This window comes from Thermostichus sp. OS-CIW-33 (assembly GCF_054059615.1).
Genome location: NZ_JBSSCH010000001.1, coordinates 64,105 through 83,311, shown reverse-complemented (window position 1 = coordinate 83,311; position 19,207 = coordinate 64,105). Strand labels below are relative to the sequence as shown.

Below are 19,207 nucleotides of genomic sequence, written 5' to 3'. Positions count from 1 at the left end.
CTCACGAATATCCCCCTTCATTGACCATTACACCGCTGAGACTTCTGAGACCTTGGTCAGATTCTTGGTCAGATTCTTAGAAAAAGCCTGCAAAGAACCATGAGAAATGCTTGGATTTGGATCCCCATTTTGCCACTCTACCTGGGATCCCTGGGTGAACCGGTGATGGGCCAACCCCGCCCCCTGCGAATGATGGATTTGCGCCGCCCCTTTGCTCGCAATTTGCGGGAGCTGAACCTCTCCGACGAGCAGTTGCGGCAATTGCAGCAGATCCGCCACCGCAAACAGGAAGAGTTGTTGGAGCGCATTTTGGAGTTGAGGGCAGCCCGCGGTCGATTGCGGGAGTTGCTGGTCGGCGATGCCCCTGAGTCAGAAGTGGCAGCTCAATTTCAGCGGGTACAACAGCTAAGCCAAGAAGTAAATGCCAAACGTTTTGAGGCAGTTCTGGAAATGCGACAGGTCCTCAGCTCAGAACAGCGGCAACACCTGCTGAAAATTCTCGAAGAGGCCGCTCCATTTTAATTGGATGGCTGGTTGGTGTGAGCTGTTATGGTCATTTAAACAGGAATGAAACATTTCCGCCTGGCTCCCCTCTTCCTCTGAGAGAAGGGGTGAAGGCAGTGGCAGGGAGCGTTTGGGGAGTGTCTCAACCTAGCTTGAAATGACTATAACAAGGCGCTTAAATATCCAGGGCAACAATGACAGGGGCATGATCGCTGGGTTTTTCGGCCCGCCGTGGCTCAACATCGATCCAGCAAGCGGTGGCTTTCTCCTGTAGCTCACGAGACAGATAATGATGATCAATGCGCCAGCCGCGATTCCTTTGAAACCCCCCCGAGCGATAGTCCCACCAGCTAAAATGGCCGGGATCTGGGGTGAACCTGCGAAACGCATCTTCAAACCCTAAAGCCAGGATCTCCCGCAGGGCTTGTCGCTCCGGTTCGGAAGCCATGATTTCTCCCGCTTTTTGGGGATCATAAATATCCCGATCTTCCAGGGCAATGTTAAAGTCCCCGCAGAGCAGGATGGGATCCCCTTGGCTCAGGGCAACGGCGAGGTAATCCTTCAGCGTGGCTAGCCAGCGCAATTTATAGGCGTATTTTTCCGATCCCACCTCAGAACCGTTGGGCACATAAAGGTTGAGAATACGGATCCCGCGGTAGATGGCGCTCATCAGCCGCTTTTGCTCGTCCAAATCTGCCGCCGAAGGCAGCAGCGCACCAAACCCCCGTTCTACTTTTTCCGGGGGATCCCGGCTGATCAGAGCCACACCGTTGTAGGACTTTTGCCCGTAGACCTCCACATGAAAGCCCCGCTCCTGAAAGGCCGCCCGGGGAAAGTCTTCATCCACCACCTTAGTCTCCTGCAGGCAGAGCACATCCAGGGATCCCTGGCTGTCCAGCCAAGCCAAAACCTGAGGCAGCCGGGTGCGAATGGAGTTGACATTCCAGGTAGCCACTTGCATGAGGGATCCCGCTCACTCCACCAAGGCTCTTCCTCGGATTTGGGCCAGCCGCTCCGCATCCAGCACCTCCCCCTCAGTGTAGTAGCCGGCAGCTTTTTTGGCCTCGATCTCCACACGGGCATCCGCCGGGATCAGCTCTTCTGGGATGGGCACCCGCTGCAGAACCTCAATGCCGGAGTTGGTGATGGCTCGATACTTGAGGTCGCTCATGGAAATCAGGCGATCGATTCGGGTTATGCCCAGCCAATGGAGCACATCCGGCATCAACTCCTGAAAGCGGATGTCTTGCACCCCTGCCACACACTCGGTACGGGTGAAGTAGGCATCGGCCCGATCCCCTCCTTCCTGGCGCTTGCGGGCGTTGTAGACCAAAAACTTGGTCACCTCTCCCAAGGCGCGGCCTTCTTTGCGCAGGTACACAATCACCCCAGCTCCACCGGCCTGGGCCGTCTTAACGCATTCCTCAATGCCATGCACCAGGTAGGGGCGGCAGGTGCAAATATCCGAGCCAAACACATCGGAACCATTGCATTCGTCGTGAACCCGCACCGCCAGGGGCAAAGCCGGGTCGGTGATGGCGGCCACTTGCCCGATGATGTACACCGTCTGGCCACCGATGGGCGGCAAAAACACCGATAGGTCTGGGCGAGTCACCAATTCTGGAAACATGCCTCCCGTCTGCTCGAAGAGGGTGCGGCGCAGCAGGCTTTCGCTCACCTGCAATCGTTTGGCGATCCCCGGCAGGTACCAGACCGGCTCGATTGCGGCTTTGGTGACCACCAGGCTGCCATTGTCTTTGAGGATCCGGCCATCCACCCGTAACCGCCCTTTGTTGACCGCCTCCTGCAGTTCTGGCATGTGGATGTGGGCCTGAGTAATGGCAATAGTAGGGCGAATATCGTAGCCCTGGGCATAGAGGGGAGCAAAGACTTCCCCCACAACTGCTCCCCAGGGATCCAAGGACACAATCCGGTCTGGATCTCCCCAGCTTGGGTGAGGGCCAATCGACACCACCGGGGCAGTATGGGTTAAATCGGCGCGGTGATCCGCCTGCAAAGAGCCACTGGCCACAGCCAATGCCCGATAGACAGCGTAGGCTCCCGCATGGGTGCCGATGACATTGCGATGGGCAAGATTGGTCAGGCTACCCACCACCGGCCCCCGCTGCAGTGGATCCAAGGATCCCCAGCGAATCGGCTGGGCTTGCGTCCCATAAGGGGAGGGATGGGAAGTCAGGACAATGTGATGAGGACGGGAGGAAGGTTCGCTCATGGTCCTCAAATGCCTGGAAAATGGAAGAATCTGGAGAAAACAGAATTATAGGCGATCCCCAGCCGTTTCCAGAGAGCCTGACCCTTCTTTTGGGGTGCCTAGACAACGATTTTGGCCAAACCCAAGGGTCGGATCCCTGCCGGCGAAACCTCGACCCGATAGGGCAACATCTCTACCCCGACCTGCAGGGCCTCACAAAACAGACGGGCATAGCGGGGATCCCGTTCTTCGCCGGGGGCAAACTCGGTGCAATCGGCGCGATTGATCCAGTACATCAGCAGGGCCCGCTGACCCTGTTGGCGGATCTGGATCAGATCTTCCAAGTGTTTTTGGCCGCGGGTGGTCACCGTATCGGGAAACAGCGCGCGGGATCCCACAGCCCAGGTGGTATTCTTCACCTCCAAATAGGCCGAGCCAGAGTCTCCTGTCAGCAGAAAGTCGATTTTGCTCCTGCCGCAGGTCACCTCCCGTTGCCGGCGAGAAAACCCTGCCAACTGGGGAAACCACCCTCGCTCCAGCCCCCATTCCACCAGGCGATTGGGCAAGCTGGTGTTGATCCCCACCCATACTCCATCCACCTGGATCATCTCCCAGGTGTAGGCCAGTTTCCGTTTCGGCTCTGGGTGATGGGAGAGGTACACAGGTGCCCCCACCTGACAGACCCCACTCATCGGCCCTGTGTTGGGGCAATGGGCGATGATCTGTTGCCCGTTTTCCAGCTCCACATCGGCCAAAAACCGCTTGTAGCGGCTGCGCAGCACCCCTCTGTGCAAGGGGCTCGAAAAGCGGTAAGGCACCGGCCCATCCCCGCACTCCATCCCCAAAGCCTCTCCTTGTCGTAGGTATTTTTCTTTAGGATTTTGGAAATCTTCTCCGGGGATCGTCTCTCCTGCGCTAGGGTAAATCATGTGTCCCAGGGCTTGGGGCACCCTCTTACAGCTCTTTCCGACTTCATGGGAATTCTGCAGATCACTCTGCGAAGCAGTAAGATCCCTATCGCACAAGAGATGCGTCTGCATTATCTGTAGTCGGTGCTGCCGGAAAGAGCTGTATTGGCGATTAAACCCATTTAACACCTCGTTTTTTCTGCCCTTTTGTCAAAACTTGGAGAAGAAAACCCGAATGCTGCGTCTTGATCCTGATCCCAGTTTTCAGCCTGGGGATTCCTTGCAGGACAACCGTGGGCGTGTGGCCATATTCATCGACGGGTCTAATCTGTTCTACGCCGCTCTGCAACTGGGCATTGAGATCGACTACACCCGTCTGCTGAAGACTCTGAGTGGTCGGTCGCCCCTTTTGCGCTCTTTTTTCTACACCGGCGTCGATCGCAACAACGAAAAGCAGCAGGGGTTTTTGCTCTGGATGCGCCGCAATGGCTACCGCGTGGTTACCAAAGAGCTAACCCAGTTGCCCGATGGATCCAAGAGAGCCAACCTGGATGTGGAAATTGCCGTGGATATGCTGTCGCTGGTGCGCTGGTATGAGACGGCTGTGCTGGTGAGCGGCGATGGAGACTTGGCCTATGCGGTCAATGCCGTTAGCTACCAAGGGGCACGAGTGGAGGTGGTCAGCTTGCGTTCCATGACCAGCGATCAACTGATCAACTTGGCGGATCGCTACATCGACCTGGAATCCATCAAAGACCAAATCAAGAAGACCAACCGTCCCTCCTCCGCCTACCTGTACCGACCGGGGTTCACCGCCGATGAGGAGGACGAGGGGTGACTTCATCCCTCACCCCTAGCTCCTCTCCCCAAAAGAGAGGGGCGATCAGTTCAGTAAGTTCACTGTGATTCCGAGTTTGAAGGGATCCCTTGCAGCAGGTAAACCGGGTTCAGGGGGGCAAAGCGGGTGCCCTCGGCCAGGACGGCAGAGCGGGAGATCTGAACGTGATCTACTCGAACTTGCCAGCCCCGAGAACGCAGCCATTGCAGGGCTTCACTGCAGGTTTCTAGGGTAGCGAAGTTGGCCACTAAGATCCCTCCAGGCCGCAGGCGGGCTCCCACCACCGGCAGCAGGTCGCGGATCCCTTTGCCGCCGCCGCCCAGCACCACCCGATCTGGGTCGGGCAAGTTGGCCAACACTTGGGGGGCTGCCCCCGGGATCACCTGCAGGTTCTCTGGGCCAAAGCGTTGCCGGTTGCGCCGAATCAGACAGATGCCCATGGCGTTGCGCTCGACAGCATAGACCTGGAGCCGAGAAGAGAGGCGGGCTATTTCGATGGCCACCGAGCCGGTGCCGGCACCGATATCCCACACCACGCCCTCTTGGGGGAGCTGCAGGGATCCTAAGGTGAGCAGGCGGATGGGCTGCTTGGTGATCAAGCCGGGCTGGTCGGGAAAGGTGTAGAACTGGTCGTCCGGGATCCCGACCAAAGGCCAGCGATGGGGATCTGGCTCCGGCTCTACTCGTCGCAGCACCACAACGTTGGGGCTGGGGAAAACGGCGTCTTCCCCTTCTTGGAGGGGCACGACCTGTTCTTGAGGGGATCCCAGTTGACTACAGACCCAGGCTTGGTAACGCACCGGCAGCCGCAGGTCGGCAATGAACTGGGCCAAGACGGTCGGTGTATGCTCCGGATCGGTGAGCACCACTATCACAGGGGATCCCTGCTTGAGAACGGCTTCCAACCGCTCCACTCCCCGCCCGTGCAGGCTGAGGATGGTCGCCTCCTGCCAGGGGATCTGCAGGCGGTTCAGGGCCAGCTGCACCGAGCTCACCTGCGGATAGAAGGCCAACCGCTCCGCTGGGAAATACTCCGTCAACAGCCGCCCGATCCCGAAAAAAAGCGGATCCCCGCTGGCCAACAAAACTAGGGATCCCTGAGCCATCTCCTGCTGCAAAAGCGGGATCCAACTTTCCACCGGCCCGGTGAGCGGGATCTTGCGGGCCGGATGATCGGTAAAGTGCCGGAGCAGATGAGGGGCTCCTGCCAAAACCCTGGCTTGGGAAAGGGGGGGGATCCCCCAGGAAGCCACAGAGCCATCCCCCGCTACCCCTACGACCGCAAGCTGAGGTGACCGCCCAGGTGCTGCCGTAGCCATTTAACGTTCGACAGGTGGGTGGTATTGGCGCATGTGATTGAGAAAATCCAGTCGCAGCTCCGCCACTTCCCGTTGCATTTCCCGCATCTCCCGAATAAAGCTGAGTTGAGCCTCGATCAGGCGGCCATCGCGCTCCCGAAATTGCTCCATCATCATGGCTTGCGCTTCCCTCAGTTCGGCAAACCCAGCCTGCATATCTCGGCGGCACTCCTGTATGGCCACCTCCAGCTCGTCTCCCCGCTCTTCGTTCTGTCGAATCCGCTCCTGGTTCTGTTGGATCAACGCCCTGATCTCCTGGATTTCGGTCTGGAGTTGGGCTTCCATAGCCTGCCGCTCGGCCCGCATTTCGGCCATCTGGGCCTCAAAGCGCTCGGCAGACCGCTGCTGCTCAGCCCGGATCTCGGAGATTTGGGCTGCAAAGGCCTGCCGCATCTCAACCATCTGAGCCTCAAAGCGCTCGGCAGACCGCTGCTGCTCAGCCCGGATCTCGGAGATTTGGGCTGCAAAGGCCTGCCGCATCTCAACCATCTGAGCCTCAAAGCGCTCAGCCGACCGCTGCTGCTCAGCCCGCATTTCGGCCATCTGAGCCTCAAAGCGCTCGGCAGATCGTTGCTGTTCAGCCCGGATCTCGGAGATTTGGGCTGCAAAGGCCTGCCGCATCTCAACCATCTGAGCCTCAAAGCGCTCAGCCGACCGCTGCTGCTCGGCCCGCATTTCTTGGATTTGTTCTTGTTGTTGCTGAAGGTTGCGAATCAGCCACTCCTCTTGTTCTGGGGTCATGGGAAAGGTCTGAAGATATCCCTTCAATTCTAGTCAGTTGGGGATGGGATCCCGTTGAGCTGCCAAGAGAAGGGCATTGACAATGGCAGCAGCAACTGGGGATCCGCCTTTGCGGCCCTCCACCCGAATCTGGGGAACATCCGTTTGCGCCAACGCCTGCTTGGCCTCTTCCACCGCCACAAATCCCACCGGCACTCCGATCACCAAAGCCGGCTTGACCCGCTGTGCCCGAATCTCCTCCACCAAAGCCAGCAACGCGGTGGGGGCATTGCCAACGACAAACAGGGCTTCTGGATAGCGGCGTGCCAAGTTCACCATCCCATTGGCGGCGCGGGTTTGACCGGGCCAACGGGGCTCCTCCACCCAGTCCAAAGCACAGTAGAGGGGGATCCCTTGGGCTTTCAGACCTGACTGGATCCCAGCTGCCACCATCCTGACATCGACAATGACAGGCTGCTTTTGCCGTAGGGCTGCCAGGGCGTGTTCAACGGCGTTGGGGCCGAAGAAAAAGCGATCCCGCAGCTCAAAGTCGGCAGTGGCATGAATGGCACGGCGCACCACCTCATAAGGGATCCCTTGCCAGGGGTGGGGGCCGATCTCCTGATCGATCTGGCGAAAGCTGGCAGCGGTAATCGGGTCTATCCCGAAGGCTTCATCCATTGGGTCTGGGGTTATGGACACAGTCATGCTGGCATGTCCTGGAAGATATAGAAGAACCGGTGGCAAAGTACGTCCTATTAAATGATGAGCCGAGGAAACCACTAAGATTGGTCTAGCCTAAATTGGAGATGAGCCTATTGTTGTCACCCACTCCTCCCTTGCACAGACTCAACTCCCATCCTTCCCCTTCTGCTCGGGTCAGCGCCAATTCCGTCGGCAATCCCGGTTTCTCCTCTGTTGATGCGCCCCCCCCTTCCCCAACGGGTAGCGACAGGGATCCCTTGTCGGCTTTGCCTCGCTACGGCTACTCCCAAACCTGGCATTGGCGGGGCTGGCCCATCCATTTCACCTACACCCCCAGTCGTGCCCAAACCCCTGCCGGTGTCGTCAACTTGACGGCAGCTCCGGCCCTTTTAATCCATGGATTTGGGGCTTCGGTGGGCCATTGGCGCCACAACATTCTCCCTCTGGGATCCCAGCGCTCCGTCTATGCCCTCGACCTGCTGGGATTTGGCAAGAGTGCCAAGCCGGAGATTGCCTACAGCGTTGATCTGTGGGTGGAGCAGGTACACGAGTTTTGGCAAACTCACATTCAGCAGCCCAGCATCCTGGTGGGCCATTCCATCGGGGGCTTGGTGGGAGTCATTGCCGCCGCCCGCTATCCCCAGATGGTGAAGGGCCTGTGCTTGATTAGCTGCGCCGATGGGCCCCATCCGGAAGAATTGCCCTCTCCCTGGGATGCTCTGGTGCGAGCCCTCTGCGAAGGGATTCTGTCGTTGCTGGGGTGCCCCCTCACTTATCCCCACCTCTTCAACTGGCTGCGACAAACCGAGGTGCTACGAGCTTGGATCAAGAATGTCTACAAGCGGGATGAGCAGGTGGATGACGAGCTGGTGCAGATCTTCCAGAGACCGGCCTTTGAGCCGGGGGCAGCCCACGTGTTTTTGGACGGTCTGAGGGCCATTCTCTGCCGCCGCTTCGACAGCCCCAAACGCCTGCTGCCCACCCTAAAAATGCCTATCTTGCTACTTTGGGGCCGAGAAGATCCGGCAGTGCCCAGTTTTTTGGCAGACCAATTTAAGCGCTGGCAACCTGCCCTCACCTTGGTGAAGCTGCCGGGAGTAGGCCACTGCGCCCACGACGAGCTGCCTCACTGGGTCAACACCCTCATCGGGGAATGGGCGGCCAGTCTGGAGACCTGCCCTGACTTGCCCACCCCCCTTCAGCGGGATCCCCGAGTCGGCTAGCTCAGCAAGTGATCTGAGCTATTCCCGGCAAGGTGCCACAAGTGAGGGCTATCGGCACAGGGCCCCCCCAGCTTGGAACACCCCCAAGCCAAATCCCAGCCTGCCGCCGGGAAAAGGGATCCCGCTCAGAGATCAGGGGGCAGCTTGAGGATCTGATGCTGGCGCATCCCCTGCCAGCGGCGAATGAGATCGCCATCAATACCGAACTGATCCAACGCCTTCACCACCACAAAATCCACCAAATCTAGGATGGTACGCGGCTGGTGGTACCAAGCTGGAATGGCCGGAACAATGCGCGCCCCCGCTTCTGCCAGAGTGGTCAAGTTGCGCAGGTGGATCAGGCTAAAGGGGGTTTCCCGCGGCACCACCACCAAGCGTCGTCCCTCCTTGAGCTGCACATCAGCAGCCCGCTCCAGCAGATCCGAGCTCAAGCCGGCAGCCAACTTGGCAACTGTACCCATGCTGCACGGGATCACCAACATCCCCTGCGTGCGATAGGAGCCACTGGCAATGGTTGCCCCCACATCCTGCCAGCGATGACAAACTAGGGATCCACCGCTGCTCTCGGCTTGCTGTCGCCAAAAGTGGGCCTGCTTGCGGGGGTCTGTCGGCAGCAGCACCCCTTGTTCTCCCTGCCACACCTGATAGGCCGCTTTGGAGGCCACCACTTCGACGCGGTAGCCCAGGCTGAGCAGAACATGCAGAGCGCGCACAGCATAGAGCATCCCTGAAGCGCCTGATACGCCAAGGATGATGGGCAGAGAGGATGTCAAGGGCCGCTGGGGAACGTCTTCTGCTCAAGTCTAGCGAGGGGAGCCGTCCCTCGCCTGCTCAGGAGATCCCTAACCCACCGCTCCAAAAGACTTGCACAACGCGGGATAAAAATGCTCCTGGCACAGGTTGAAGGCAGCGCTCAAGCCCCAGTCTGACTCTTCTCTGTTAGGTCTGCAGATTTTGCCGCCCGTTGCGGATCACCCGCAAGGACTCCACCAACCGCAACTCCAAGTCTTGCAACACCTGATCCACGTAACGGTGGGCCTCCCGCTGCAGGCGCTCCGATTCCTGCAGTGTCTGTCGCCGCACCTCCTCACTCTGTTGATAGGCTTGTTGCAATAACTGCTCCGCCTGAGCTTGGGCCTGTCGCAGAATCGCCGATTCGTTGAGGAGCTGCTCAGCCCTACGTTGGGCCGCGGCCACAATTTCTTGGGCGTAGCGATTGGCCTCTGCCAAGATCCGATCCCGCTGGCGCAGCAGTTCCTCCGCTTCCTCCAGGGCTGTCGGCAGGTTCAGGCGGATAAAGTCTAACTGCTCCAGAATCTTTTCCTCTTCAATAAGGGTGCGAGACCAAAACAGGCGAGGGCTACTGAGAATGGCTGCCTCCAATTGATCCAGGGCCTCCTGGACGCGCATCAGAGCCAGGGTCTGATCCCCAAAGGGTACGCCGGCACGATTGGAAGGATCAGAGGGCAATTCTCGCATCAGTCTATGAAGAGGGGAGGCTGCACTGAGCAAAAGAGCAGATCAGGCAGGATAACGCCTACCATATCAGGTTCTCGGTTTCCTGAATCTGCGCAGTCTCCCCTTCGCTCCAACCACTCTTCGTGAAGTAGATGTTCTTTTTGATATGAGGGGACGATGGACTTTCTCCCTCGCGGAGGCTGTGAGCCAAGCGGCAGAGAGGCTGCTTACCGGTCGGTTGGTGCCACAGCGGCTGGGGAGCCGAGGTTGCTCGGCTGCCAAAAGAGCGCCAATGGAGGAGATTTATAGTCATTTTGAATAGGAATAAAACATTTCCGTTGCCTTGCTCTCCAACCCCCCTCTCCCAGAGAGATGAGCTGGGGGGTCGCGGCAGCGGCGCGGAGCGTTTGGGGAGTGTCTCAATCTAGTTTGAGATGACTACACTTTTTGAGTTGCCGCCAGTTCCCTGAAGATGGCCAGCCTCCAGATGGTTGACAGCTACCTATGGCACACTGAGAAAAAAGGAGTTGGAGCCCCAGCCTCTTATGCCACAACCGCAGCCCCCCAGAAGACTGGAAGACCAGTTTGTGGAGAATGTCTCCCGTTATCCCACTTACTTTATTACCGTTTTGCTGGGGGGGATCTGGGCTGGCCTCCAGCCTTTTGTCGGCCTGTATCGCAAAAGTCCAACAGCGGCGGCTATGGTTACGCTGGGATCCCTTTTGTTGCTTCTATTTGTTTATTTCACCCTGCGAGGCATGACAGGGAATACCTTTTGGCCAGAATAGATACTGGGTTGAGGTTGGGGCCCATGGGCGAAGCTGTGCAGTGGACGCCGGCAGCATAAGCACGCCTCAAGGGGATCCCTCTTTTTCGCCCCACTGCTGACAAGAAGTAAAGTGCTCCGCACCGCTCGCGCGAATGAAAAGTTTGCCCCGGAATGGTGGCGGTCTATGGGCAGGCCAAGCCTCAATTGGCTCTTCAGGGATCCCGGCTGCAAGCTGTAGCGAGGGGATTGGATTTGCCGCTAGCTTGGTAGAGGTGTTCTCCTCCGTTTTTTGAACTCATGGCAGATTGGATCCTGTTGGCGCTGGTGGGTTCTGCAACCTACCTGCTGCTGCAAAAAAGTGTGGCCCGCCTTTCGAAGGTGCCGTGGCGGATCCTGTGGCTGGTGATGATGCTGCCCCCTTTGGTTTGGGTGCTGGGGCGTCAGGTGTTTCAGTACGAATTGCCTCCCTTGCTGATGTTGCTGCTGTTTCTCACCTCCTACTTTACCAGCATGACCTTGGTGAGACGAGGGGGTATTCGACCCTCAACCGGAGGCCGTCGGCCAGAGGTGGAAAACTCCTCTCCAGAAGCGGATCCCTCGCCGGCTGGGGAACCTGAGCCGGAGGAAGAGGAGGAAGACGGCGCCGCAGATCCGGTCTCGCTGGCTCTTGCCCACACCCCCATCTCCGAAGTGCCGCGGGAGAAGCTGAGCCATTGCTTCCCCTGGAACGTCTTTTATTTGCAAAACGTGGAGTACCGCCCCCAGGCGATCATCTGCCGGGGCAACTTGCGGGCGGATCCCAGTGAAGCCTATGAGCGGGTGCAGCAAAACGTGGAAACCACTTTCGGCAAACGCTTTTTGGTGGTGCTGCAGGAGGGGTTTGCCGGTAAGCCCTTTTTTGCCCTGGTGCCCAACCCGGCGGCGCGGCGCTCCCTGGCGGACAGTCGAGAGTTGCCGCTGCTGGCTTTGGGGCTGTTGCTATTCACCTTCTGGACGACCCTCAGTGCTGGGGCCCACGCGGCTGGGGTTAGCCCTGACCGGCTGCTGCATTTGCCCTCTCTGATGAAAGGATTGCCCTATGCGGTCGGGATCCTTGCCATTTTGGGATCCCATGAGTGGACTCGTTACTGGGTGGCCCGCCGCCACCACATCAAAACCTCGCTGCCCTATTTCATCCCGGTGCCTTTTGTCCTGGGGACTTTTGGGGCGTTTATCCAGTTGAAAGAGCCGGTGCCCAACCGCAAGGTGTTGTTTGATATCGCCGCCGCTGGGCCGCTGGCAGGGAGTCTTGTTGCTTTGGGCATGCTGTTGCTGGGGCTGTTGTTTTCAGCGCCTGCAGATCCTCCCGCGGTGCCGGAGGGGCAGCCGACCCCGATTAGTTTTCATCGCATTGACCCGCGCCTATCGGTGCTGCTGGCAATTCTGGCCCGCATGGTGCTGGGGGATCAGTTGCAGCCGGGGCAGGTGATCGAGCTGCACCCGCTGGCCTTTGCCGGCTGGCTGGGCTTGGTGGTGATTGCCTTTAACCTCATGCCGGTGGGCCAACTGGATGGAGGGCACATTGTCCACGCAGTGTATGGACAGCGGATGGGAGCGAATGTGGGCCGGGTAGCCCGCTGGTTGGTGTTGCTGCTGGCTTTGACGGTGCAGCCTTGGCTGTTGCTCTGGGCGCTGCTGCTGTTTGTGATTTCCAGTGCTGACGAGCCGGCCCTCAACGATGTGACGGAACTGGACGAGGCCCGGGATCTGCTGGGGCTGGGGATGCTAACGCTGCTGGTGCTGATCCTGCTGCCGGTACCGCCGTTTTTGCAAAATGGACTGGGCTTGGCCTAGATCCGGGGTAGGATCCAAACCGCCCCTGACCTCGTTCTTCTCTCATGGAACGCAGCTTAATTGTTCAAAAGTACGGCGGTACCTCTGTCGGCTCTGTGGAGCGTATCCAGGCCGTGGCTCAACGGGTGGCCCACACGGTGGAGCGGGGACATCGGGTGGTGGTGGTGGTCTCGGCGATGGGGGATGAAACCGATCGCCTTGTGGGCTTGGGGGAGCAGATCTTGCAGGGATCCCCGACCACACCGGCCCAGTTGCGGGAATGGGATATGCTCCTTTCCACCGGTGAGCAGGTGAGCATTGCCCTGGTGGCCTTGGCGCTGCAACGCTTGGGGTGTCCTGCCCTTTCCCTGACGGCAGCCCAGGTGGGCATTGTCACCACTCGGGATCACAGCCGGGCCCGCATTTTGCACATCCACACCGACCGCCTGTGGCAGCACCTGGAGCGGGAAGAGGTGGTGGTGGTGGCCGGGTTTCAGGGCATCACCAGCCTGGCGGAGCTGGAGATCACCACCCTGGGTCGGGGGGGATCCGACACCACGGCGGTGGCCTTGGCAGTGGCCTTGGGAGCAGAGCTGTGTGAGATCTACACCGATGTGCCGGGGATCTTCACCACGGATCCGCGTAAGGTGCCTGAGGCCAGGCTGTTGCCGGAGATCACCAGTGATGAAATGTTGGAGCTGGCCAGCTTGGGGGCCCAGGTGCTGCATCCCCGCTCGGTGGAAATTGCCCGCAACTACGGTGTGAAGCTGCGGGTGCGCTCCAGCTTGGAGCCGTTGCAGGCGGGATGCGAGGGCACTCTCATTCTTTCTCCTCCCCCCCGTCCTCGTGCTGCCGACAGCAGTATCGAGCTGGGCCTGGCGGTGGATACGGTGGAGCTGGATCGGGATCAGGCCAAGTTGGTGTTGGTGGGGGTGCCGGATCGCCCTGGCATTGCCGCCCAGCTCTTTCAGGGGATCGCGGCGGCAGGGGTGAATGTGGATTTGATTTTGCAGTCGCTCCAGTTCACAGCCGCTCACGCCAGCGGGACGGACTCCTTGCCGCAGGGATCCGTGCCCCAGCCCACCAATGACATTGCCTTTACGGTCAGTCGGTCGCAGGTGACCGAGGCTGCAGCCGTTGCCCGGCGGATTGGCCAAGAGCTGCAGTGTGCAGCGGTGATTGTGGATGAGGCGGTGGCCAAAGTCAGCATTGCCGGGGTGGGGATGATGGGCCGACCTGGGATCGCGGCGCAAATGTTCCAGGTGCTGGCCGAGGCCGGGATCAATTTGCAGATGATCTCCATGTCCGAGATCAAGGTGAGCTGTGTGGTGGCTGCGGAGCGGGCCGGTGATGCCGCCTTGGCTCTGGGAGAGTCGTTCCAGGTGATCCCCCACTTGCATCGGGCAAAGATGCCGGCTGCCCCTCAAGACAGCCACCCGGTACGCGGTGTTGCCTTGGATTTGAAGCAATCGCGGCTGGGCCTTCGCAAAGTGCCGGATCGTCCGGGAACTGCCGCCCATTTGTTCGGGCGCTTGGCGGCTGCCGGGATCATCGTGGACACCATCATCCAAAGCCAGCGGGGCTACCACAACGGGATCCCCAGTACCGACATTGCCTTTACCGTGCCTCAGGATCAAGCGATGGCTGCTGAGGCAGTCTGCCGGCAGGTGGCCGAAGAGCTCCAGGCGGCAGGAGTTGACGCGGATCACGACATTGCCAAGGTCAGCATTGTCGGCGCCGAGATGGAAACCTACCCTGGCGTGGCTGCTCGCCTGTTTGCAGCCCTAGCCGAAGCCGGAATCAACATCGAGATGATCGCCACCTCGGAGATCAAGGTGAGCTGTGTAGTGCGCCGGGATCGAGGGATCCCGGCCTTGCAAGCTATTCACCGCGCTTTCCGGCTGGACTGCCCCTAGCCTGCCTTAGGGTTGAGCCGCCAGCAGCAGGGGGAAATGGTGGGCGTTGGGGGCGTGCATCACCTGGATCCCCAGATTGGCGCGGTTGAGGAGATCGGCGTAGGTGGGAATGAACCGGCCCTGGCTGTCCAGGATGGACTGGTTGAAGTTCAAGCCGTTCAAGTTAAAGGCCATTATGCCGATACCTATTGCCGCCGCCCAAATCCCCACTGTGGGCAGGGCCGCCATCCAGAAGTGGACGGAACGGCTGTTTCTCAGGCCCAGGCCGGGGAACCCCAGCCGCCCCAAGAACGCGTAGTGCCCGGCCAGGAAGTTGTAGGTGACTTCCTCCTGCCCGAAGCGGTAGCCGGCATTTTGTGACTCTTCTTCCGAGGTCTCGCGGATTAGGCTGGAGATCACTAGGGAGCCGTGCAGGGAGGCCAGCAGAGCGCCGCCAAAGACGCCGGCCACCCCCAGCCAGCTAGCAGGGTGCATGAGGATATTGTGCTCCGCCTGGAAAGCCAGCATGAAGTAGAAGGTGCCGGCGATCCCCAGGGGCAAGCCTTCCGAGAAACTGCCCTGGCCGATGGGGTAAACCAAGAGCACCGCCGTAGCCGCCGCCGCCGGAGCGGAAAACGCCACCGCAATCCAGGGACGCATGCCCAAGCGATAGCTCAGCTCCCATTGCCGGCCCAGATAGCACCACACCCCAATCAAAAAATGGAGCACGATCAGTTGGTAGGGGCCGCCGTTGTAGAGCCATTCATCCAAAGAAGCGGCTTCCCAAATGGGATAAAAGTGCAGGCCAATGGCCGCTGAGGTGGGCACCACCGCCGCCGAGATGAGATTGTTCCCCCCTATCAAAGAGCCGATCACCGGCTCGCGGATCCCATCCACATCCACCGGCGGAGCAGCAACAAAAGCGATCACAAAACAAAAGGCAGCCGCCAACAGCGTCGGGATCATCAATACGCCAAACCAGCCGATGTACAGCCGGTTTTCGGTGCTGGTTATCCATTGACAAAAGCCATTCCAACTCCAGAGCTGCCGTGCAGCCGAGGAGCGGCGAATTACCGTACTCATAGGCCAACTCCTAAAGAGACAAAACCATTCTTTGCTTTGTCGGCTTCCTTGAACGGGGCAAAACTCTTCCCGCGCCGACCGCCAAAAGCGTCTCCTTCTTTCAGGCTAGACAGTTTTAGGGACGCCGACAGGGATCCCTAACTTTCGCAACGGGACTGTGAAAAAAATGGATTTGTCGATACAAATCAGCACCGATATGTTGCAATTTGGAGGTCTTTGAGAGCTTCCCGGCGAAGGTCGGTCACTGGCAGTTGATGGCAGCCAAGCTTGAGCAGACGTTTCTTAAGGATAGGTTTAGGAAAGAGGTGCCGTCCGGGACCTGCTTTTTTTCCTCCAGAATCCTAGACAGAGAAAAAATCCTGCAAGCACTTCACCTGCAGGGATCCCGACTGCAAAGCACGGATGGCAGCCGCGGTGGCTTTGGCCCCTGCCAAGGTGGTCACCAGAGGGATCTTGTAAGCCAGGGCAGTGCGGCGGATCTTTTGGCCATCTTGCTGCGCCTCGACACCGGAAGGAGTGTTGATAATGAGCTGAATCTGATGGTTTTTGATGGCGTCGATGACGTGGGGCCGCCCCTCGTGCAGCTTGAGGACTTTGTCCACCGGGATCCCGTGCTCGGCCAAAACCTTTTGGGTTCCTTCGGTGGCCAACAGGCGAAAGCCCAGCCCCACAAACTCGCGGGCTACCGGGATGACCGCCTGTTTATCCCGGTCGCTGACGCTGATGAACACCGTCCCCTGGAGAGGCAGATTCTGCCCCGCCGCCAGTTGGGCTTTGGCGTAAGCGCGGCCAAAGTCCGTGTCAATGCCCATCACCTCACCGGTGGAGCGCATCTCCGGCCCCAGCAGCGTGTCGGTGCCGGGAAACTTGTGGAAGGGCAAAACCGCTTCTTTGACGGCAATGTGGGAGGGGATCACCTCCTGGGTAAAGCCCAGCTCTTCCAGAGTTTTGCCGCTCATCACCTGAGCGGCGTAGTCCGCCAGCGGATGGCCGATAGCCTTGCTGACAAAGGGGACGGTGCGGGAGGCGCGCGGATTGGCCTCCAGGATATAGACTTGACCTTTTTGGACGGCGTATTGCACGTTGATCAGGCCCACCACCTTCAGAGCTTGGGCCAACTTCACCGTCCACTCGCGGATCACCCGCAGCACCTCGGGGCTGAGGGTGCGGCTGGGCAATACACAGGCCGAATCGCCCGAGTGGATCCCGGCCTGCTCGATGTGCTCCAGAATGCCGCCGATGGTAACAGCGCCGGTGCGGTCGGCAATGGCATCCACATCCACCTCCACCGCCTCTTCCAGGAACTGATCCACCAGCACCGGACGATCCGGATCCACCGCCACCGCCAGTTGCATGTAGCGCTGCAGGTCTTGGTCGGAATAGACGATCTCCATGGCTCGTCCCCCCAAGACGTAGCTGGGCCGCACCACCACCGGATAGCCGATGCGGCGGGCAATTTCCAAGCTTTCTTCCACGCTGCGGGCAATGCCGTTGGCCGGTTGGCGAATATCCAACTCCCGCAAGATGCGCTCGAAGCGCCCCCGATCCTCAGCAATGTCGATGGAGTCGGGGGAAGTTCCCCAGATGGGAGCCTGGGCTGCTGCCAGCCCCTGCGCCAGCTTGAGGGGAGTTTGACCGCCAAATTGCACGATCAGGCCGACCGGCTGCTCAGCATCCACCAAGTTCATCACCTCTTCATGGGTGAGCGGCTCAAAATAGAGGCGATCGGCGGTGTCGTAGTCGGTGGAAACGGTTTCCGGGTTGGAGTTGACCATGATCGCTTCGTAACCCAGGCGGCTGAGGGCAAAGGCAGCATGACAACAGCAGTAGTCGAATTCGATCCCCTGGCCGATGCGGTTGGGGCCACCTCCCAAGATCATCACCTTCTCTTTGCGGGCCGGGAAAATCTCCGACTCGCTCTCGTAGGTAGAGTACTGGTAGGGGGTAGCAGCCTCAAATTCGGCGGCGCAGGTATCTACAGTTTTGTAGGTGGGGATCACCCCCAGGCTTTTGCGGCAGGCCCGCACCTGATGTTCCGTGGATCCGGTTAGGTGGGCAATTTGTCGGTCGCTGAAGCCCATTTGCTTGAGGTGTCTCAAGTCGTCAGCGCTCAGGGATCCCAGCTCCCGCCCCTTGAGGGCCTGCTCCACCTCCACCAACTCCTGTAGCTTGTCGATAAACCAGGGATCGATGTGGGTGAGTTGGGCAATCTCCTGGGCAGAAAAGCCCATGAGCAGAGCGGTGCGGATGGTGAGCAGGCGGAAGGGGTTGGGGGTGCGCAGGTTGGCCCGCACTTCCTCCGGCTTGGGGAAAACCTCCGGCCTATCGCTGCCAAAACCGGGACGGTCGATTTCCAAAGAGCGCAGGGCCTTCTGGATGGATTCTTGAAAAGTGCGGCCAATGGCCATCGCCTCCCCCACCGATTTCATCTGGGTGGTGAGAACCGGCTCTGCGCCGGGGAATTTTTCAAAAGCAAAGCGAGGGATCTTGGTGACCACATAGTCGATGGTGGGCTCGAAGCTGGCCGGAGTTTTGCGGGTGATGTCGTTGGGGATCTCCGGCAGCGTGTAGCCCACTGCCAATTTGGCGGCAATTTTGGCGATGGGAAAGCCGGTGGCCTTGCTGGCCAAAGCAGAAGAGCGGGAGACCCGCGGGTTCATCTCGATCACCCGCACCTCGCCGTTGGCAGGGTTGACGGCAAATTGCACGTTGGATCCCCCCGTTTCCACCCCAATTTCCCGCATGATGGCGATGGCGTAGTCCCGCAGCCGCTGGTATTCTTTGTCGGTGAGGGTTTGGGCTGGGGCCACGGTGATGGAGTCGCCGGTGTGCACCCCCATTGGGTCGATGTTTTCTATGGAGCAGATGATCACCACGTTATCCGCCAGATCCCGCATCACCTCCAGCTCAAACTCCTTCCAGCCGATGACCGATTCTTCCACCAAGATTTGGGAAACGGGGCTGGCCTCCAAGCCGGCAGCGCAGATCTCTTCAAACTCCTCCTGGTTGTAAGCCACCCCACCACCGGTGCCCCCCAGGGTATAGGCCGGGCGGATGATGAGGGGATAGCCGATCTCCTGGGCAATCTGCTTGGCTTCTTCCAGGGTGTGGGCCAGGCCAGAGCGGGGCACGGCCAAGCCAATCCGCTGCATGGCTTGCTTGAAGAGATCCCGGTCTTCGGCTTTTTCAATGGCCTCCCGCTTGGCCCCAATCAACTCCACCCCGTACTGCTCCAGGATCCCTTGCTGGGCCAGTTGCACCGCCACGTTGAGGGCCGTCTGGCCGCCCATGGTGGGCAGCAAAGCATCAGGGCGCTCCCGCTCGATAATTTTGGCCACAAAGTCCACCGTCACCGGCTCGATGTAGGTGCGCTCCGCCATACTGGGATCCGTCATGATGGTGGCGGGGTTAGAGTTGACCAAAACGACCTCATAGCCCTCTTCCCGCAGGGCTTTGCAGGCTTGGGTGCCCGAGTAGTCGAATTCGCAGGCTTGGCCAATGACGATCGGCCCCGCTCCAATGAGCAAGATTTTGTGGATATCGGTGCGGCGCGGCATAGGGATCCCACCAGGTGGCAGAGTCAGCCTTCTATTGTAGAGGTCACCTGCAGGTCAAGTTGCTCATCGGGATCCCTCTTTTTTGAGTGTTGCGCTTTCAAAGGCTATGCACAGCAGGCAGAGCTTGGATCCCTGGCAGGCAGGAGTTCTCTGGGGCAACCCGCA

At 59.4% G+C, this 19,207-nt stretch carries 16 protein-coding genes; 6 read left to right on the top strand and 10 right to left on the bottom strand.

The genetic code is table 11. From position 1 onward, the window contains the following. The first annotated feature begins 99 nt into the window (after positions 1 to 99). Positions 100 to 522 (top strand): Spy/CpxP family protein refolding chaperone, encoded by a 423-nt coding sequence (locus ACVWZG_RS00435; protein WP_414343944.1) that lies wholly within the window; start codon positions 100 to 102, stop codon positions 520 to 522. A 157-nt stretch (positions 523 to 679) separates the two neighbouring features. Here ACVWZG_RS00435 and xth read toward each other — a convergent pair whose 3' ends face one another. The 3 genes from xth to sfsA form a co-directional block, all read right to left on the bottom strand. Continuing rightward, the gene (xth, locus tag ACVWZG_RS00430) at positions 680 to 1,465 is read right to left on the bottom strand and encodes an exodeoxyribonuclease III (RefSeq protein ID WP_414408236.1); all 786 of its coding nucleotides are present in this window, start codon (positions 1,463 to 1,465) and stop codon (positions 680 to 682) included. Positions 1,466 to 1,477: 12 nt separating this feature from the next. Continuing rightward, positions 1,478 to 2,737 carry a GTP cyclohydrolase II gene (locus ACVWZG_RS00425; RefSeq protein WP_414398917.1) on the bottom strand — a complete coding sequence of 420 codons (1,260 nt, stop codon included), beginning with the start codon at positions 2,735 to 2,737 and terminating at the stop codon, positions 1,478 to 1,480. Between the two features lie 98 nt (positions 2,738 to 2,835). Then, the gene (sfsA, locus tag ACVWZG_RS00420) at positions 2,836 to 3,555 is read right to left on the bottom strand and encodes a DNA/RNA nuclease SfsA (RefSeq protein WP_457404983.1); all 720 of its coding nucleotides are present in this window, start codon (positions 3,553 to 3,555) and stop codon (positions 2,836 to 2,838) included. Between the two features lie 304 nt (positions 3,556 to 3,859). On the opposite strand from sfsA, the gene ACVWZG_RS00415 reads away from it, so the two are divergent. Beyond that, positions 3,860 to 4,462 (top strand): LabA-like NYN domain-containing protein, encoded by a 603-nt coding sequence (locus ACVWZG_RS00415; protein WP_011431895.1) that lies wholly within the window; start codon positions 3,860 to 3,862, stop codon positions 4,460 to 4,462. Positions 4,463 to 4,521: 59 nt separating this feature from the next. Here ACVWZG_RS00415 and cbiE read toward each other — a convergent pair whose 3' ends face one another. Genes cbiE through ACVWZG_RS00400 form a run of 3 tightly spaced genes read right to left on the bottom strand, consistent with a single transcriptional unit; the run spans position 4,522 to position 7,248 of the window. After that, positions 4,522 to 5,781 (bottom strand): precorrin-6y C5,15-methyltransferase (decarboxylating) subunit CbiE, encoded by a 1,260-nt coding sequence (gene cbiE, locus ACVWZG_RS00410; RefSeq protein ID WP_457415148.1) that lies wholly within the window; start codon positions 5,779 to 5,781, stop codon positions 4,522 to 4,524. After that, positions 5,782 to 6,561, bottom strand: coding sequence for a hypothetical protein (locus ACVWZG_RS00405; RefSeq protein ID WP_457415145.1), 780 nt, complete (start codon positions 6,559 to 6,561; stop codon positions 5,782 to 5,784). Positions 6,562 to 6,594: 33 nt separating this feature from the next. Then, the gene (locus ACVWZG_RS00400) at positions 6,595 to 7,248 is read right to left on the bottom strand and encodes a cobalt-precorrin-8X methylmutase (RefSeq protein WP_414329503.1); all 654 of its coding nucleotides are present in this window, start codon (positions 7,246 to 7,248) and stop codon (positions 6,595 to 6,597) included. 101 nt (positions 7,249 to 7,349) lie between these two features. Between ACVWZG_RS00400 and ACVWZG_RS00395 the strand changes: the two genes are divergently transcribed. Then, positions 7,350 to 8,468: an alpha/beta fold hydrolase gene (locus ACVWZG_RS00395; protein ID WP_457404804.1), complete on the top strand. Its 1,119-nt coding sequence runs from the start codon at positions 7,350 to 7,352 to the stop codon at positions 8,466 to 8,468. Between the two features lie 125 nt (positions 8,469 to 8,593). Here the strand turns inward: ACVWZG_RS00395 and ACVWZG_RS00390 are convergent, their stop codons facing one another. Together ACVWZG_RS00390 and ACVWZG_RS00385 are read right to left on the bottom strand one after the other, a co-directional pair. Then, entirely contained in the window at positions 8,594 to 9,241 is a 648-nt protein-coding gene (locus ACVWZG_RS00390) for a flavin prenyltransferase UbiX (protein WP_457393219.1), read from the bottom strand. Positions 9,242 to 9,407: 166 nt separating this feature from the next. After that, positions 9,408 to 9,947, bottom strand: coding sequence for a hypothetical protein (locus ACVWZG_RS00385; RefSeq protein WP_457404801.1), 540 nt, complete (start codon positions 9,945 to 9,947; stop codon positions 9,408 to 9,410). Between the two features lie 524 nt (positions 9,948 to 10,471). On the opposite strand from ACVWZG_RS00385, the gene ACVWZG_RS00380 reads away from it, so the two are divergent. The 3 genes from ACVWZG_RS00380 to ACVWZG_RS00370 all read left to right on the top strand — a co-directional run bounded on the left by ACVWZG_RS00380 (position 10,472) and on the right by ACVWZG_RS00370 (position 14,423). Next, positions 10,472 to 10,714, top strand: a complete 243-nt coding sequence (locus tag ACVWZG_RS00380) for a DUF751 family protein (RefSeq protein ID WP_041436092.1) — start codon at positions 10,472 to 10,474, stop codon at positions 10,712 to 10,714. 278 nt (positions 10,715 to 10,992) lie between these two features. Continuing rightward, positions 10,993 to 12,528 (top strand): site-2 protease family protein, encoded by a 1,536-nt coding sequence (locus ACVWZG_RS00375; protein WP_457404800.1) that lies wholly within the window; start codon positions 10,993 to 10,995, stop codon positions 12,526 to 12,528. Between the two features lie 44 nt (positions 12,529 to 12,572). Further along, positions 12,573 to 14,423, top strand: a complete 1,851-nt coding sequence (locus ACVWZG_RS00370; protein WP_457393222.1) for an aspartate kinase — start codon at positions 12,573 to 12,575, stop codon at positions 14,421 to 14,423. Positions 14,424 to 14,429: 6 nt separating this feature from the next. Here ACVWZG_RS00370 and psbA read toward each other — a convergent pair whose 3' ends face one another. Both psbA and carB read right to left on the bottom strand, forming a co-directional pair. After that, complete coding sequence (gene psbA / locus ACVWZG_RS00365; protein ID WP_414341568.1) at positions 14,430 to 15,485, bottom strand: photosystem II q(b) protein; 1,056 nt, start codon at positions 15,483 to 15,485, stop codon at positions 14,430 to 14,432. Between the two features lie 341 nt (positions 15,486 to 15,826). Beyond that, positions 15,827 to 19,042, bottom strand: coding sequence for a carbamoyl-phosphate synthase large subunit (gene carB, locus ACVWZG_RS00360; RefSeq protein ID WP_457404797.1), 3,216 nt, complete (start codon positions 19,040 to 19,042; stop codon positions 15,827 to 15,829). Positions 19,043 to 19,207: the final 165 nt, after the last annotated feature.

Bases quoted from the DNA above. Each gene is read 5' to 3' on its own strand.
- ACVWZG_RS00425 (WP_414398917.1), bottom strand. From the start codon at position 2,737: ATGAGCGAACCTTCCTCCCGTCCTCATCACATTGTCCTGACTTCCCAT.
- ACVWZG_RS00385 (WP_457404801.1), bottom strand. From the start codon at position 9,947: ATGCGAGAATTGCCCTCTGATCCTTCCAATCGTGCCGGCGTACCCTTT.
- ACVWZG_RS00375 (WP_457404800.1), top strand. From the start codon at position 10,993: ATGGCAGATTGGATCCTGTTGGCGCTGGTGGGTTCTGCAACCTACCTG.
- ACVWZG_RS00415 (WP_011431895.1), top strand. From the start codon at position 3,860: ATGCTGCGTCTTGATCCTGATCCCAGTTTTCAGCCTGGGGATTCCTTG.
- sfsA (WP_457404983.1), bottom strand. From the start codon at position 3,555: ATGGAGTGCGGGGATGGGCCGGTGCCTTACCGCTTTTCGAGCCCCTTG.
- cbiE (WP_457415148.1), bottom strand. From the start codon at position 5,781: ATGGCTACGGCAGCACCTGGGCGGTCACCTCAGCTTGCGGTCGTAGGG.
- ACVWZG_RS00405 (WP_457415145.1), bottom strand. From the start codon at position 6,561: ATGACCCCAGAACAAGAGGAGTGGCTGATTCGCAACCTTCAGCAACAA.
- ACVWZG_RS00370 (WP_457393222.1), top strand. From the start codon at position 12,573: ATGGAACGCAGCTTAATTGTTCAAAAGTACGGCGGTACCTCTGTCGGC.
- ACVWZG_RS00380 (WP_041436092.1), top strand. From the start codon at position 10,472: ATGCCACAACCGCAGCCCCCCAGAAGACTGGAAGACCAGTTTGTGGAG.
- psbA (WP_414341568.1), bottom strand. From the start codon at position 15,485: ATGAGTACGGTAATTCGCCGCTCCTCGGCTGCACGGCAGCTCTGGAGT.
- ACVWZG_RS00395 (WP_457404804.1), top strand. From the start codon at position 7,350: ATGAGCCTATTGTTGTCACCCACTCCTCCCTTGCACAGACTCAACTCC.
- carB (WP_457404797.1), bottom strand. From the start codon at position 19,042: ATGCCGCGCCGCACCGATATCCACAAAATCTTGCTCATTGGAGCGGGG.
- ACVWZG_RS00435 (WP_414343944.1), top strand. From the start codon at position 100: ATGAGAAATGCTTGGATTTGGATCCCCATTTTGCCACTCTACCTGGGA.
- xth (WP_414408236.1), bottom strand. From the start codon at position 1,465: ATGCAAGTGGCTACCTGGAATGTCAACTCCATTCGCACCCGGCTGCCT.
- ACVWZG_RS00400 (WP_414329503.1), bottom strand. From the start codon at position 7,248: ATGACTGTGTCCATAACCCCAGACCCAATGGATGAAGCCTTCGGGATA.